This window comes from Streptomyces sp. NPDC058375 (genome assembly GCF_042723425.1).
Taxonomy (GTDB): Bacteria; Actinomycetota; Actinomycetes; order Streptomycetales; family Streptomycetaceae; genus Streptomyces; species Streptomyces durocortorensis.
Map to the genome: position 1 here is coordinate 1 of NZ_JBHXJG010000197.1, position 14,256 is coordinate 14,256.

Sequence of the window (14,256 nt, forward strand, 5' to 3'; positions counted from 1 at the left end):
GGGCCGGGGCGCACGGAGTGGGGTGGACGGGTTTCAGCAGGGGGCCGGGGTGTGTTGCGGCTGGAGGAAGAGCTGGACGAGCGGGGGGAAGCGGTAGCACAGTCCGTTCGCGCCGTCGGTGCTCCAGGCGTCCAGCAGCTGGGCGTCCACCAGCCGTTCGAGGAGCTCCTCCGCCTCGTCGGCCGCCGTGCCGAGCAACGCGCCGGCGTCCCCCGCGGTCAGCCGGGTCAGACCGGCCGCCGCCAGGATGCCCGCGGCCGTCCGGTCGGCCGGGTCCAGCTGGTCCGCCACGTTCCGCAGCCCGGACCGCAGGTCGAGGCTGCCGAGACGCAGTTCCGCCAGCCTCCGGCCGGGCCGGGCCAGCCGGTCGGCGAGCATCCCGGCCGTCCAGTGCGGGTGTGCGGCCAGCCGGGCCGCGGCGATGCGCAGTGCGAGGGGCAGCCGGTCGCAGGATTCCGCGATGCGGGCGGCGGCCTCGGGCGACGCGGTGAGCCGTTCCGACCCTGCGACGGCGGCGAGGAGCTGTCCCGCCTCGACGGGTTCCAGGGCGCCCAGGCGCACCATGTGCAGGCCTTCGAGGGAAGCGAGGTGGGACCGGACTCCGGTGATGAGGGTGCGGCTCGGTCCTTCGCCCGGCAGCAGGGGGCGTACCTGCGCGTCGTCGAAGACGTTGTCGAGGACGACGAGCAGGCGGCGGGTGGACAGCAGGGTGCGGTAGAGCTGGATCCGTTCGTCGAGGGCCCCAGGTGTGCGCTCGGGTGCGACGCCGAGGGCGGACAGGAACCAGCCGAGGACTTCCCCGGGAGCCCGGGGGCCGCCGTCCGCGGTGCGCAGGTCCGCGTAGAGCCGTCCCTGCGGGAAGTCCTCGCGGCACTGTTCGGCCGCCCGCAGGGCCAGGGCGGACTTTCCGGTGCCCGCGGCGCCGGTGATCACCGCGCCTCGGCGGCCGCGCAGTGCGGTGAGGAGTTCCCGGGTCTCGGCGGCCCTTCCGACGAAGTCGGCGGGGGCGGCGGGCAGCGTAGCGGGGACCGGGGAAGCCGGGGCCGGGGAAGCCGGGAAGGCTTCCGGCTCTGCCGCTCGTGCTGCGACGGCCGGGGGGTGTGACACCGTGGCCGTGTCGCGTTCGGGGGCCTCGGGCGGGGCGAGTGCTCCCGTCAGGATCTCCTGGCGCAGGGTGCGCAGGACGGGCCCCGGGTCGATGCCGAGTTCGTCGGCAAGGGCCTCGTTCCCCCGGTCGTAGACCGCGAGGGCGTCGGCCTGGCGGCCGCTGCGGAACAGGGCCGTCATCAGCTGGCCCCGGAGCCGTTCGCGGATCGGCTGGAGCGCCACCTGGTGGGTGAGCGCGGGGATCAGCTCGGTGTGCCGGCCGAGGGCGAGCGCCGCCTCCGCGTGGTCCTCCAGGGCGGCGAGCCGGGCTTCCTCCAGCTGCGAGGCCTCCGACTCCCTCAGGTGGTCCGTGACGCCGGTCAGGGCCGGCCCGTGCCACAGCCCGAGAGCCTGGTCGAGACGGCGCTCGGCGTCCTGGTAGCGGCGGGCCAGCAGATCGGCGCGGCCCGTCGCGGCGAGCGTGCGGAAGGCGGTCCGGTCGAAGGACGCGTCACCGATGTCCATCCGGTAGCCGGTGCCGTGGCGTTCCAGGCGGAGGCGGGGGCCCAGGCGGGTGCGCAGCCGGGAGACATAGGTGTAGAGCTGCCGGGTGCTGGTCGCGGGTGGCCGCCAGCCCCACAGGAGGACCGTGAGCCGTTCGTCGGACAGGACCGTGCCCTCGGCGAGGAGCAGGGCCGCGAGGGCGGTGCGCTGCTTGCTGCCGTCGAGTGGGACCGGGCGGCCGTCGAGTTCGGCTGCCACGGCTCCGAGGATCCTGAGGTCCATAAGAGGCCTCCCCCGCTGTCCGCGGGCCCGTTTCGAATCGCGGGCCGACTGCCGGGGAACCTACTGAGCTGGCGTTTTTCGTCGGCATCGCATCGATTTCGTCCTGCCGAAAGCGTTCCGAAAGAGCAGTAAAAAGCCTCCTCCGTAACGTTCTGGACATCGGCGGGGCAGCAGCCCGCGGCCGACCCGAAAGTGTGCGCCCGGTCCGGCAACGGACCTCGTCCAAGGAGGAACACCATGAGGACCTTCATCTCCCCGGCATCCGTCAAGGCGACGATGGGCCGTCTGGCGGCCGGTGCGGCCGGTGCGGCTCTCCTGGCGGCGGTGGGCGGCGCGGTGTACGGCGGCGGGGCGAGCTCGGCCGTGGCGGGCGACGATCCGTGGACGAGCGCCCCGGTCGCGGTGCTGGACGACCCGTGGACCTGACCCCGGGCGGTCTCAGGGCCGTACGAGCTCGAACAGTGCCTGCTCGTCGGGGTGTTCACGGTCCCCGAGTTCGTTCAGCAGTCGGGTGCAGCGATCCTGCCAGCCCGGCGCCCCCACCTCGGTGAACAGATCCTGTGCCGTCTTGAAGCTGCCCGCCGCGCCGGCACGGTCCGCGCGCAGCGCCTGTACGCAGCCGATGACGATCGCCGTCCGCGCCTCCAGGTAGCGGTCGGGCACCTTGACCGCGGTCTCCAGCGCGTCCCGGAGGACCACCTCCGCCTCCTCCGTCCGCCCCCGGCGCCACAGCGCCTCGCCCAGCGTCCGCAGCGCGTGGGCTTCGCCCCGGCGGTCACCGCTGTCCCGGACCAGTTCGAGCGCGCGCCGGGAGGCCTCTTCCGCGCGCTCCCCGTCCCCTTGGTGCAGCAGCGCCTCGGCGAGACGGACGGTGCTCTGCGCCTCTCCTCTCGCGGTGCCCAGTCCACGGCTCCGGGCCACCGCTTCCGAGGACAGGACGAGGCTCGCCTGCGGGTCGCCCCGCTCCAGTTCGATCTGCGCCAGGAGTCCCAGCACATGGGCTTCGGCGTAGTGGTCGCCGACCGTGCGGAAGATCTCCAGCGATCGGTGTGCCATCTGCCTGGCACGATCCATGTCTCCGCGATGGCGTTCGCACAGCGCCAGGTTCCGGAGCACGAGGGCGCGTCCCTGAGCCTGGCCCTGCTGCTCGAACAGCCGCAGGGCCAGGCTGAGCCGTTCGTGCGCGGAGTCGTAGGACCACTGGACGATCTCCAGGGTGCCGATCGTGTGCAGCATCGCCGCCTCGCCCAGGGCGTCGCCGGTCCGGACGGCCGCTTCGAGGGCGCGTTCGCCGCAGTGCCGCCAGTCCTCCAGGTAGTTGCGGTTCTGGAACAGGGTGACGCTGGTGATCGCGAGGTCCCAGGCGTAGGCGGACTCGTCGTGCCTGGCCGCCAGGTCGACCAGTCCGGTGATCGATGAGCGTTCGCTCTCGAACCACTCCATGGGGTTCTCCAGCAGGCTGTCGACCAGGTGGCCGGGGAGCGGATGCAGCGGGGCGGGGCCGTGGACGACGGTGTAGTCGCCGCCGTAGACCCGGCGGTGGGCTTCTCCGGCGAGTCCGAGCCAGGCGCCGCAGGCCCGCCGGACCGCGGCCCGTCGTTCCTCCTCGGGGTCCTCGGCCTCGGCGCACTCGCCCGCGAAGAGCCGCAGCAGGTCCTGGAACCGGTAGCGGACGTGGCCGGTGGCGGCGCTGAGCGGCTCCAGGAGCTGGGCGTCGACGAGCTGTTCGATCAGGTCCTCGGCGTCCACCGGGTCGATGCCGAGGAGGGCCGCGCCCGCCCAGGCGGCGAAGTCAGGCATGTTCAGGGCGCCGAGCAGCCGGAACATCCGGGCCGTCTCCGGGGGGAGTCCGCGGTAGCTGAGCCGGAGGCCGGCACGTACCCCCCTTTCGTCCAGGCTGAGTTCGTCGAGTCTGCGGTGCTGGTCCTCCAGTCGGGCCACCAGGGTCCGCACCGACCAGTGGGGTTTGGCGGCCAGTCGGGCGGCGGCGATACGCAGGGCGAGGGGGAGGCGGTCGCAGAGGGCGCTGAGCCGGGCGGCGCCGACCGGGTCGCTGCCGAAGCGGTCGTCGCCCGCGACCCGGGAGAGGAGGGCGATGGACTCGTCCTGTTCGAGCGCGCCGAGGTGGAGGGGGACGAAGAAGTAGTCGCCGGCGAGCGCGCCGCCCATGCTGTCGCGGCTGGTCACGAGGACGCAGGAGCGCCCGTTGCCGGGCAGCAGCGGGCGTATCTGCTGGAAGGAGCGCGCGTTGTCGAGGACGATGAGCACCCGCCGTCCGTCGAGGACGCTGCGGAACAGAGCGGTGCGTTCGGCCTGTTCGGCGGGTATCTGCGCGCCGGGCACACCGAGGGCGCGCAGGAAGCGGTCGAGTACGGCGCCGGGCCTGCGGGGCGCCTCCTCACCGTCGTAGCCGCGCAGGTCGGCGAAGAGCTGGCCGTCGGGGAAGCGGGACGAGACCTGGTGGGCCCAGTGCACGGCGAGGGCGGTCTTGCCCACGCCGCCGGTGCCGGTGATGGAGCCGACCGGCAGGGCGCTGCCTTCCAGGTGGTCCAGCAGCCGGTCGAGCGAGGCCAGTTCACGCCGTCGCCCGGTGAAGGAGGCCACGCTGGGCGGCAGATGGGCCGGGACGGTGGTCTGGGGGGCGAGTTCGGCCGGTTCGACGGGCAGGCCGAGGCGCGGGGAGTCGGCCAGGATCTCCTCGTGCAGGTCGCGGAGTTCGGGGCCCGGGTCGATGCCGAGTTCCTCGACGAGGATCCGCTGTCCGTCGCGGTAGGTCTCCAGGGCCTCGGCGCGGCGCCCGGAGCGGTACTGGGCGAGCATGAGGTGGGCTTTGGCCTGTTCCCGGAGCGGGTGTTCCCGTACGAAGGCGACGAGTTCGCCCATCATTTCCCGGTGCTGGCCGAGCCGCAGACGCAGCCCGGCGTACTCCTCGTAGACGTCCAGGCGCATGTCGGTGAGCCGGGCGGCCTCCGCCTCGACGCGTTCGGCCGAGACGCCTTCGAGCGCGGGGCCGCGCCACATGGCGAGTGCCTCCTCCAGGAGGGCGCACGCCTCGTCGGTGCGGCCTCGACGGGCCGCCTCCCGGCCTCTGGCCGCGTGCTCCTCGAACTCCGCGGCGTCGATGCGGTGTTCGCCGGCGTAGAGCATGTAGCCGGGATGACTGGTGACGAGGATGTCCTCGACACCGACGGCGTTCTTGATGGTCTTGCGCAGCGCGGAGACGCAGATGGCGATCTGGTTGCGGGCGGTGGCGGGCGGGTTGCCGCGCCATACGGCGTCGGCGAGGGCGTCCACGGACACCACCCGGTTGGGTGCGAGCAGCAGCATCGACATGATGGTGCGCTGACGGGCGCCCTGGAGGGCCACCGGTCGTCCTTCGACGGTGACCTCCAACGGCCCCAGGATCCGGAACACCACCTGAAGCACGAGCTGCCTCCTGATCGCGGCCGCAGCCGTGCCTGTACGGCCGGTTTCGCCGTTTCGGACTGAGTAGCAGGGCCTTCTCCGGCCCCGCAACGGGGGCGTCAGCTAGCTGCCATTCCCGGGCCGGGCGGCCGCCCTACGGGCTACGACGGGAATGGTCGGACGGGCCCTGGCCCCGGGCCATCCAGGAGACCGGGGTGAAGCCCTCCGGGCGTCCCCAGTCGGCCGTGTCCCCGGTCCGGGCGGTGCCCGCGTCGGCGGCGGGCGGGGCGGCGGAGGCGGACAGTGCGGTGAGGAGGGCCGTGACGGCGGCGAGTTCCTCGGGGCTGGGGCAGCCTCTGATCACTTTGAAAAGCGTCGCGCTCAGGGGTCCTTGGAGTGCCGGTGCGGACATCGGTTTCTCCTCACTGGGGCGGGTTGCCGTGTTTGCGGGAGGGCAGGGCGGCGTGTTTGGCGCGCAGCATGGCGAGTGCGCCGATGAGTGCCGTCCGGGTGTCGGCGGGATCGATGACGTCGTCGACGAGCCCGCGTTCGGCGGCGTAGTAGGGGTGCATGAGTTCGGCCTTGTACTCCTTGACCAGCTGTTCCCGCAGGGCGTCGGGGTCCTCGGCGGCCGCGATCCGGCGGCGGAAGACCACGTTGGCGGCTCCTTCGGCACCCATCACGGCGATCTCGTTGGCGGGCCAGGCGAAGGACAGGTCGGCGCCGATGGAGCGGGAGTCCATGACGATGTAGGCACCGCCGTAGGCCTTGCGCAGAATCACCTGCACGCGGGGGACCGTGGCGTTGCAGTAGGCGTAGAGCAGTTTGGCGCCGTGGCGGATGATGCCGCCGTGCTCCTGGTCGACGCCGGGCAGGAAGCCGGGTACGTCGACGAGGGTGACGAGCGGGATGTTGAAGGCGTCGCACAGCTGCACGAAGCGGGCGGCCTTCTCGGACGCGTGGATGTCGAGGACTCCGGCCAGCACCCGGGGCTGGCTGGCGACGATGCCGACGACATCGCCGTCAAGCCGGGCGAGGGCGGTGACGATGCTTCCTGCCCAGCGTTCGTGGACCTCCATGTAGTCGCCGTCGTCGACGAGTTCCTCGATCACCTCGTGAACGTCGTAGGGGCGGCTGCCGTCGAGGGGCACGAGGTCGAGGAGCCGTTCGCAGCGCCGGTCGGCCGGGTCGGAGGAGGCGGCGCGGGGCGGCTTCTCGCGGTTGTTGGCGGGCAGCATCGACAGCAGGTAGCGGACTTCGGCGATGCAGGTCTCCTCGTCGTCGTACGCGAAGTGCGCGACGCCCGAGGTCTCGGCGTGCACGTCCGCGCCACCGAGGCCGTTCTGCGTGATCTCCTCGCCGGTGACCGCCTTGACGACGTCCGGTCCGGTGATGAACATCTGCGAGGTCTCACGGACCATGAACACGAAGTCGGTCAGCGCCGGGCTGTAGGCCGCGCCCCCCGCGCACGGACCGAGCATCACACTGATCTGCGGGATCACCCCGGAAGCGCGCGTGTTGCGCTGGAAGATGCCGCCGTAACCGGCGAGCGCCGAGACACCCTCCTGGATACGGGCGCCGGCCCCGTCGTTCAGCGACACCAGCGGGGCACCCGCCGAGATGGCCATGTCCATGATCTTGTGGATCTTCGTGGCGTGCGCCTCCCCCAGCGCCCCGCCGAAGATCCGGAAGTCGTGCGCGTACACGAAGACCGTCCGGCCCTCGACCGTGCCCCAGCCCGTGATCACACCATCGGTGTACGGCTTCTTCGCCTCCAGACCGAACCCCGTGGCCCGATGCCGGCGCAACTGCTCGACCTCCAGAAACGAACCCGCGTCCAGCAGCAGCTCGATCCGCTCCCGCGCCGTCAGCTTTCCCTTGGCGTGCTGCGCCTCGGTCGCCTTCGGTGCGACTTCGAGGGCCTCGCCCCGGATCCGGGCGAGTTCGCCGACTCGCTCATCCATCGTCATGGCCAACTCCTTCGACTATCCGGACACGCCCTGGGCCCGGAGGGCTACGACATCGCAGAGCTCACCGAGCGCGCGGCGGGCGGGCAGGTCCGGCAGGACGTCCAGGGCGGTACGGGCGAGCTCCAGCCGTTCGTGCATCAGGGCACGTGCCCGGGCGGCCGTGGGTGAGCGGCCGAAGAGCTCCAGCGCCCGGCGGTGACCCGCGGGTCCGGCGGCCGGTCCGGCTTCGATCAGCGCGCGCAGCTCCCGGTCCCCGTCGTCCTCCCCCGCCCGGGCGAGCAGCACGGGAAGGCTCAAAACCCCGGCGAGGAGGTCCTTGCCCTGTTCCTTGCCGGTGACCTCCGCGGGGGCGTCGAGGTCCAGCAGGTCGTCGGCTATCTGGAACGCGATGCCGAGTTGCTCCCCGTACTCGGTGAGCGCTTCCATGTACGGGGCGGGGGCTGCGGCCTGGAAGGCGCCGATACCGAGGGCCATGGCCAGCAGCGCGGCCGTCTTGCCCGCGGCGACCTGGAAGTAGTGGGCGACGGGGTCCTCGCCCGGTGCGGGCCCGGCCAGTTCGCGCAGCTGCCCGGAGACCAGCCGTCCGGCGGTGTGGGCGTTGAGGCGTACGGCTTCGGCGCCGAGGACGGCGGCGAGCTGGGCGGCCCGGGCGAGCAGCCAGTCCCCGCCGAGCACGGCGACGCGTTCGCCCCAGCGGGCGTGGACGCTCGGCACGCCGTGCCGGGTGTCGGCGCCGTCCATCACGTCGTCGTGGTGGAGGGAGGCGAGGTGGACGAGTTCGGAGATGACGGCAGCCTGGGTGACGCCGTCCCGCCAGGGCTCGCCGAACTCGGCGCCGAGGAGGACCAGCAGGGGCCGCAGCCGTTTTCCGCCGGCCGCGACGAGGTGTCCGGTGACCTCGGCGATCCGCGGGTCGGGGGCGCCGGCCGCACAGCTCTGGAGCCTCTTCTCCGCATCGGCCAGCGCCTCGGCGATCCGGGCCTGGAAGCCGGGTTCGCCGGGGACGAGCCGGCCGATGAGGCCGTCGGGGCGGCTCAGCAGCGACAGAGCGCCTTCGTACGGGTCTTGGGCGTCCACGGGCACTCCTCCGTCGCACGGCGGAACGTCTGTCCGCATATCGGCCACCACTCTCGGTCGCGGCCGCTCCCTCGGGCAACGGAGCTGACATGAAGGTGCCAGAACGGCACGGACCGGCCCGGACACGGGATTTGTCAGCTTCGTGCCAACCTTTTTCCTCACAGCTCCGAACAGCTCCGGACCTCGCGGCCCGCGCATACGCTCCCTGGCGGAATCCCGAGGAAAGGCAAGAAAATTGCGCCCCCGCATCGTGCTCGCCGCGCTCACGGCCGGCCTGTTCTCCCTGACCGCGCTCCCCGCCGCCGCCTCCACCGCGGCCGTACCCGACCGAGCGGGCGCGCCGCCCGCGCCGGGTTCCGGCGAGAGCCGGGAGTGCACGGACGTGAAGCTGTCCGGAGCCCTCCCCCTGCCGCCCGCGGGCATGGCGGTACAGCAGCAGGTGACCCTGGGCCCCGACTGCACCCCGGTGCTGGGCGAGGCTCGCCTGGTGCCGAAGTCCGGCGCCCCGGCCGCCGCCGTCTCCTCGCGGACCGCTGCGGACACCCGGCAGGTCCGCAGCTGGTCGGAGATGTACGACTGCTGCAACATCCGGATGACCGGTCTGTACACGACGTCCGACTGGTCCTTCGACGGCACCGTGGTCACCGCGTCGGCCACCGACGCGACCCAGGAGTGGAACCGCGAACCGTGGAACGCGGGCTGGTCGCTGAAGTCCTCCGGCAAGAGCGCCGACTGCGTCGCCGGCTGCCCGGCCTCCGTCAACGAGGCCCAGGCGGAGTTCTCGTACCAGGGGGTCTTCGACCCGACCGGTGCCTGGTACGCGAACACGCACTCCACCACCGTGACGCTCAAGGCGGACGGCACCGCGTCCTGCGACTTCGACGTCGAGCTGAAGCACAGCTTCGTCGGCTGGAACTGGCAGCGCGGCTGCGAGTGAGCGGATCGGCCCGGGGCGGCATGTTGATGCCACATACCGCTGCTCCCGGCGCCTGACCGGACTGCCCGGCTCCACACTTCAGGCGTCCTGGAAGTCCCTCGAAGGAGCACCATGTTCGGAAGGATCGGGCGGTCCGCCGTCAGACACCCCTGGTTGACCATCCTCGCGTGGCTGGTCGCCGCGGTCGCGGCGGCCTCGCTCGCGCCCCCGCTCAAGTCGGTCAGTGACCAGGCCGAGTTCCTGCCGTCCCACTACGAGTCGGTGCGGGCGGCCGAGGTGCAGGAGCGGGCCTTTCCGCAGCAGGAACAGCCCGCGTCCATAGCGGTGTTCCAGCGCACCGACGAGGCCGCGCTCACCGACGCGGACAAGGCCGACGTGACGCGGATCGCCGCGGCGCTGGACGAGGCCGGGCTGAAGAAGATCAGGAAGGTGGCGACGACCCCGGAGGCGGTGTCCCCGAAGGGCGAGATCGCCCTGGCGAACATCAACGCCACCACGAAGAACGCCTACGATCCCGAGCTGATCGAGTCGGTGAAGGAGCTGCGCGAAAAGGCGCAGCCGCTGCTGAAAGGCACCTCCCTGCAGATGGGGGTGACCGGCGCGACGGCGACGGCCCTCGACTCCCAGGAGTCGGCGGGCGACACCGACGCCATGATCATGATGGCCACCCTGGTCCTGATCATCCTGCTGCTCGCGGTGATCTTCCGCAGTCCGCTGATCGCGATCCTGCCGGTGCTCATCATCGGCCTGGTCTTCGGTGTGGCGGTCGGACTGATCTCGGCCACCGCCGAACTGGGCGGCTTCCAGGCGGACGCCTCGATCACCTCGATCCTGGTGGTGGTGCTGTTCGGCGTCGGAACGGACTACATCCTCTTCCTGCTCTTCCGCTACCGGGAGTCCCTGCGTGCGGGCCGGGCGCCGAAGGAAGCGATGAGCGAGGCCGTGGCGCGGGTCGGCGAGACCATCGCCTCGGCGGCCGGAGCGGTCATCACCGCCTTCCTGGCGCTGCTGCTGTCCAGCCTCGGCATGCTGCGGGCCATGGGCCCCGCGCTGGCCATCTCGGTGGCGGTCACCCTCGTCGCCGCGCTGACGCTCGTACCGGCGGTCTTCTCCCTGCTCGGGACCAAGGCGTTCTGGCCGTCGAAGGCGTGGCGCAAGCAGCCCGACCACGGTTTCGCCCACCGGGTCGGCACGGTCATCGCGCGTCGGCCCGCCCGGGTGGCCGCCGCCTCCGGAGGGCTGCTCGCGGTGCTCGCCGTGGGCGTCCTCAACTTCACCCCCCAGTTCGACAGCACCGGATCGCTCCCCGACGACCTGGAGTCGGTGCAGGCCGCCGAGGACGTGCAGCGCGGATTCTCGGCGGGACAGACCGATCCCACGTGGGTGCTGGTCGAGGCCGACGACGGCCAGCGGCTCGACCAGGCGCAGATCACGGCGTACGAGGCGAAGCTGCGCGCGACCGGTCTCGGCCAGGTCACTCCGGCCGCCGTCGGCCCGCAGGGCGACACCGCGCAGTTCGGGGTGGTGCTGAAGCAGAAGCCCGCCAGTGACGAGGCCGTCGAGCTGGTCGCCGGACCGCTGCGGGACGCCGCGCACGAGGCCGCCCCGGAGGGCACCAGGGCGGTCGTCGGGGGCACCACGGCGGTGCTCGCCGATATCCAGCACGCCACCTCGCGCGACTACTCCATCGTCTTCCCCGTCGCGGGCCTCGCCATCATGGTCATCCTGGGCCTGCTGCTGCGCAGCGTCGTCGCGCCCTGGTACCTGATGCTCTCGGTCGGCCTCGGCTTCGCCGCCACCCTCGGCTCCACGGTGTGGCTGTTCCAGGGCGTCCTGGGTGAGCAGGGGCTGCTCTTCACCCTGCCGGTGGTCGTGTACCTCTTCGTCGTCGCGATCGGCACCGACTACAACATCCTCATCGTGGCCCGGATCCGCGAGGAGATCCGGGGCGGCAGCAGTCCGGCGGAGGCCGTGCGCCGGGCGACCACCCAATCCGCCTCCACGATCGCCGCGGCCGCCGTCATTCTGGCCGGCACCTTCGGCGTGCTGCTGCTCGCCGAGAACTCGATGCTCCAGCAGATGGGCTTCGCGGTCGGCTTCGGCATCCTGCTGACCGCCTTCGTAATGGCCCTGCTGCTGGTCCCCGCGGTGACCACGCTCCTCGGCGACCGGGCCTGGTGGCCCGGCGGCCGCCGCGAGGACCCGCCGAAGCCCGAGAACGCCGTCGGGGAAGAAGACCCGCGCATTCCCGTGACCACCCATTCCGGTGGTGACCACAGCGCCTGACCCGTCGTCGGCTCCACCCGGGCCCGACGGCACGACCGAAAGACCGGATCGCGTCCGGCACATCCCGCACCCCACGGTGCGCGGGGTGTGCCGGATTTCGGCCGGTTGCACCGCCTACGAGATGATGGGCAGTCTTACGCTCATGACCACACAGACCAGCAGCGCCGACGGCCGGTCGCCGGCCCCCACCACTCCCCCCCCCCCCCGCTGGGCGCGCTGGGCCGCCCACGCCGTCCCCCTGGTCGTCCTGCCCTCGTCGCTCTGGCGCCTCGCGATGGCGGTGGGCATCCCGGTCGGCTACAGCGACGAAGTCCTGCGCACCGACTACGACATCCCCGGCAGCGGCTATCTGATCCTCCCGCTGATCAGCCTCGCGCAGGAGGCCGCAGCCCTGCTCACCCTGGGGCTGGTCAGCAAGTGGGGCCTGGTCGCCCCGCGTTGGCTGCCCTTCATCGGCGGCAGGCCCGTCCGGCCGATGGCCGCCGTCATTCCCGCAGCCCTCGGAGCCCTGATCCTCACGCTGGTGACGTTCAGTCAGCTGATGATCTGGGACTCGGTCGACCAGGAGTCCCTCACGGGCTTGCATCGCGCGTTCATGGGCTGGTGCTACGCGCCGCTGCTGCTGTGGGGCCCGCTCCTCGCCGCCGTCACCGTCTCCTACCACCTGCGGCGTCGGCGGGAGCGATGAACACCGCGGTCCTCGTCCTGCTCGCGGCGCTCTCCCTCACCGTCTTCCTCACCGGGCTCGCCTCCGGCGCCCGCAGGCTGCTCGGCATCAGGATCGGCAAGGGACGTGCCGTGCTCACCGCCGGAGTCGGCCTGGTCGCGGCCACCCTGATCAGCAGGCCGCTGCGCGACGTGGAGCCGCTGGCCCTGATCAGCCTGGAGATCGGGGGTGCGCTGCTGGTGGCGATGGCCTTCCTGGCGGTCACCGAACTGGTGATGCCGAGCGGGACGCTCCCCGGCCTGGTACGGCTCCCCCGGGCCCTGCGGCGCCGCTTCGCCCGCACCCGCCGCTACAGCAGGCTCAGCCGGATATTCGTCCGCCACGGTCTCGGCCGCTTCTTCAGCGGCAAGTCGCGGCGCGGTCCGGGCGCGGCCGCCGAACGCATCGCGCTCGCACCCTCGTTGCGCCAGGCCCTGGAGGAGGCAGGCGTCACCTTCGTCAAGCTGGGGCAGGTGCTGTCGACCCGTTACGACCTGCTGCCGCCCGAGTTCATCGAGGAGCTGAGCAAGCTCCAGGACCAGGCCGCGCCGGAGCCCTGGGCCGCGGTGGAGCAGGTGCTGACCGAGGAGCTCGGGGCCCCGCCCGGCAAGGTGTTCGCCACGTTCGACCGCGAACCGCTGGCCGCGGGTTCCATCGCCCAGGTGCACCGGGCCCGGCTGCACTCCGGCGAGCAGGTCGCGGTCAAGGTGCAGCGTTCCGCGGCACGTTCCATCGTCGTCGACGACCTGGACATCCTCTACCGGTTCGCCACCAAGATCGAACTGCACTCCGACTGGGGACGCAGCGTTGGTGCGGTGGCGCTGGCGCAGGGCTTCGCCGTCTCGCTCCAGGAGGAGCTGGACTTCCGGATCGAGGCGCGCAACACCCTGTCCGTGGCCGCCGCGATCAAGACGTCTCTCGTCGGCGAATCCGCCATCCTTGTGCCCGCGGTACACGAGGAGCTGTGCAGCCGGCGGGTCCTGGTCACCGAGTGGATGGACGGCACTCCCCTCAACAACGTGTCCGGCGCTCTCGACGAGCGCGGCCTCGACCGGCAGGCGCTGGCCCGCGCCATGCTGGAGTGCCTGCTCGGCCAGATCATGACCAGCGGGGTGTTCCACGCCGACCCGCACCCCGGCAACCTGCTGCTGCTCCAGGACGGCCGCCTGGGCATGCTGGACTTCGGGTCGGTCGGGCGGATCGACCGGTCACTGCGCTCCACGCTGAGCAATATGCTCCTGGCCCTGCATCGCGGCGACCCTCCGAGCCTCTGCGACAGCCTGCTGGAGCTGGTCGCACGGCCGGAGCAGATCGACGAGCGGGGTCTTGAGCGGGCCCTCGGCCAGTTCCTGGCCCGCCACTTCGCCCCGGGGATCAAGCCCGACCGGGAGATGTTCGCCGACCTCTTCGCCATCGTCTCGCGGCACGGCATCACCGTACCGCCGGAGATCGCGGCCGTCTTCCGTGCGCTGGCCACCATGGAGGGGTCGCTGGACCGGCTCGTGCCCGGCTTCGACATCGTCTCCGAGGCCCGTTCGTTCGCGGTCAGCCGCCACCTGCACAAGCTCAGGCCGGAGGCGCTGGGGCGCACTCTGACCGAGGAACTGCTCGGCGTCATACCGATGCTGCGGCGGCTCCCCCGGCGTATCGAACGCATCGGCAGCGCGGTGGAGAGCGGCCACATGGTCGTCGGCGTGCGCCTTTTCGGTGACCCCGAGGACCGTCGCTACATCCGTTCCCTGGTGCATGAGGTGTTGTTGGCGTTCCTCGGGGGCGTGATCGGACTGGTGGGTGTGCAGCTGCTGCGGACGAGCGGCGGGCCGCGGATCAGCGAGGGCCTCGGGCTCTTCGAGTTCTTCGGCTACAACCTGCTGGTGATCAGCTGTGTGCTGGTGATGCGGGTGCTGTTCATGATGGTCGGCGGCCCCAGACGCTGACCGCCGGCTGCCGACGCCGGCCGCCGACCGGCTTCCACGACCGTGGGCCGGACCCCTGAGGAGCGG

10 protein-coding genes are annotated in these 14,256 nt (G+C 71.9%); 5 read left to right on the forward strand and 5 right to left on the reverse strand.

The annotated features are described in order from the left end of the window. Window positions 1-33 precede the first annotated feature (33 nt). Window positions 34-1,872 (reverse strand): BTAD domain-containing putative transcriptional regulator, encoded by a 1,839-nt coding sequence (locus tag ACFWM7_RS25955; protein ID WP_383264628.1) that lies wholly within the window; start codon window positions 1,870-1,872, stop codon window positions 34-36. 237 nt (window positions 1,873-2,109) lie between these two features. Here ACFWM7_RS25955 and ACFWM7_RS25960 point away from each other — a divergent pair, with 237 nt between their 5' ends. Further along, window positions 2,110-2,298 (forward strand): hypothetical protein, encoded by a 189-nt coding sequence (locus ACFWM7_RS25960; protein ID WP_383264630.1) that lies wholly within the window; start codon window positions 2,110-2,112, stop codon window positions 2,296-2,298. A gap of 12 nt (window positions 2,299-2,310) precedes the next feature. Here ACFWM7_RS25960 and ACFWM7_RS25965 read toward each other — a convergent pair whose 3' ends face one another. The 4 genes from ACFWM7_RS25965 to ACFWM7_RS25980 form a co-directional block, all read right to left on the reverse strand. After that, window positions 2,311-5,298 carry a BTAD domain-containing putative transcriptional regulator gene (locus tag ACFWM7_RS25965; protein ID WP_383264633.1) on the reverse strand — a complete coding sequence of 996 codons (2,988 nt, stop codon included), beginning with the start codon at window positions 5,296-5,298 and terminating at the stop codon, window positions 2,311-2,313. Window positions 5,299-5,431: 133 nt separating this feature from the next. Continuing rightward, the gene (locus ACFWM7_RS25970; protein ID WP_383264636.1) at window positions 5,432-5,689 is read right to left on the reverse strand and encodes an acyl-CoA carboxylase subunit epsilon; all 258 of its coding nucleotides are present in this window, start codon (window positions 5,687-5,689) and stop codon (window positions 5,432-5,434) included. Between the two features lie 10 nt (window positions 5,690-5,699). After that, the gene (locus ACFWM7_RS25975; protein ID WP_383264639.1) at window positions 5,700-7,247 is read right to left on the reverse strand and encodes an acyl-CoA carboxylase subunit beta; all 1,548 of its coding nucleotides are present in this window, start codon (window positions 7,245-7,247) and stop codon (window positions 5,700-5,702) included. Window positions 7,248-7,262: 15 nt separating this feature from the next. Then, window positions 7,263-8,324, reverse strand: a complete 1,062-nt coding sequence (locus ACFWM7_RS25980) for a polyprenyl synthetase family protein (protein ID WP_383264642.1) — start codon at window positions 8,322-8,324, stop codon at window positions 7,263-7,265. A 235-nt stretch (window positions 8,325-8,559) separates the two neighbouring features. Here ACFWM7_RS25980 and ACFWM7_RS25985 point away from each other — a divergent pair, with 235 nt between their 5' ends. The 4 genes from ACFWM7_RS25985 (at window position 8,560) to ACFWM7_RS26000 (ending at window position 14,190) form a co-directional block, all read left to right on the forward strand. Further along, on the forward strand, window positions 8,560-9,261 hold the full coding sequence (locus tag ACFWM7_RS25985) for a hypothetical protein (RefSeq protein WP_383264645.1): 702 nt from the start codon (window positions 8,560-8,562) through the stop codon (window positions 9,259-9,261). A gap of 111 nt (window positions 9,262-9,372) precedes the next feature. Continuing rightward, on the forward strand, window positions 9,373-11,547 hold the full coding sequence (locus tag ACFWM7_RS25990; RefSeq protein WP_383264648.1) for an MMPL family transporter: 2,175 nt from the start codon (window positions 9,373-9,375) through the stop codon (window positions 11,545-11,547). Between the two features lie 142 nt (window positions 11,548-11,689). Next, window positions 11,690-12,235 carry a hypothetical protein gene (locus ACFWM7_RS25995; protein ID WP_383264651.1) on the forward strand — a complete coding sequence of 182 codons (546 nt, stop codon included), beginning with the start codon at window positions 11,690-11,692 and terminating at the stop codon, window positions 12,233-12,235. Further along, the gene (locus ACFWM7_RS26000) at window positions 12,232-14,190 is read left to right on the forward strand and encodes an ABC1 kinase family protein (protein WP_383264654.1); all 1,959 of its coding nucleotides are present in this window, start codon (window positions 12,232-12,234) and stop codon (window positions 14,188-14,190) included. Before ACFWM7_RS25995 ends, ACFWM7_RS26000 begins: the two co-directional genes overlap by 4 nt. Window positions 14,191-14,256: the final 66 nt, after the last annotated feature.

Coding starts and splice junctions, on each gene's coding strand:
- ACFWM7_RS25970 (WP_383264636.1), bottom strand. CDS start 5,689: ATGTCCGCACCGGCACTCCAAGGACCCCTGAGCGCGACGCTTTTCAAA.
- ACFWM7_RS25995 (WP_383264651.1), top strand. CDS start 11,690: ATGACCACACAGACCAGCAGCGCCGACGGCCGGTCGCCGGCCCCCACC.
- ACFWM7_RS25975 (WP_383264639.1), bottom strand. CDS start 7,247: ATGACGATGGATGAGCGAGTCGGCGAACTCGCCCGGATCCGGGGCGAG.
- ACFWM7_RS25960 (WP_383264630.1), top strand. CDS start 2,110: ATGAGGACCTTCATCTCCCCGGCATCCGTCAAGGCGACGATGGGCCGT.
- ACFWM7_RS25955 (WP_383264628.1), bottom strand. CDS start 1,872: ATGGACCTCAGGATCCTCGGAGCCGTGGCAGCCGAACTCGACGGCCGC.
- ACFWM7_RS26000 (WP_383264654.1), top strand. CDS start 12,232: ATGAACACCGCGGTCCTCGTCCTGCTCGCGGCGCTCTCCCTCACCGTC.
- ACFWM7_RS25990 (WP_383264648.1), top strand. CDS start 9,373: ATGTTCGGAAGGATCGGGCGGTCCGCCGTCAGACACCCCTGGTTGACC.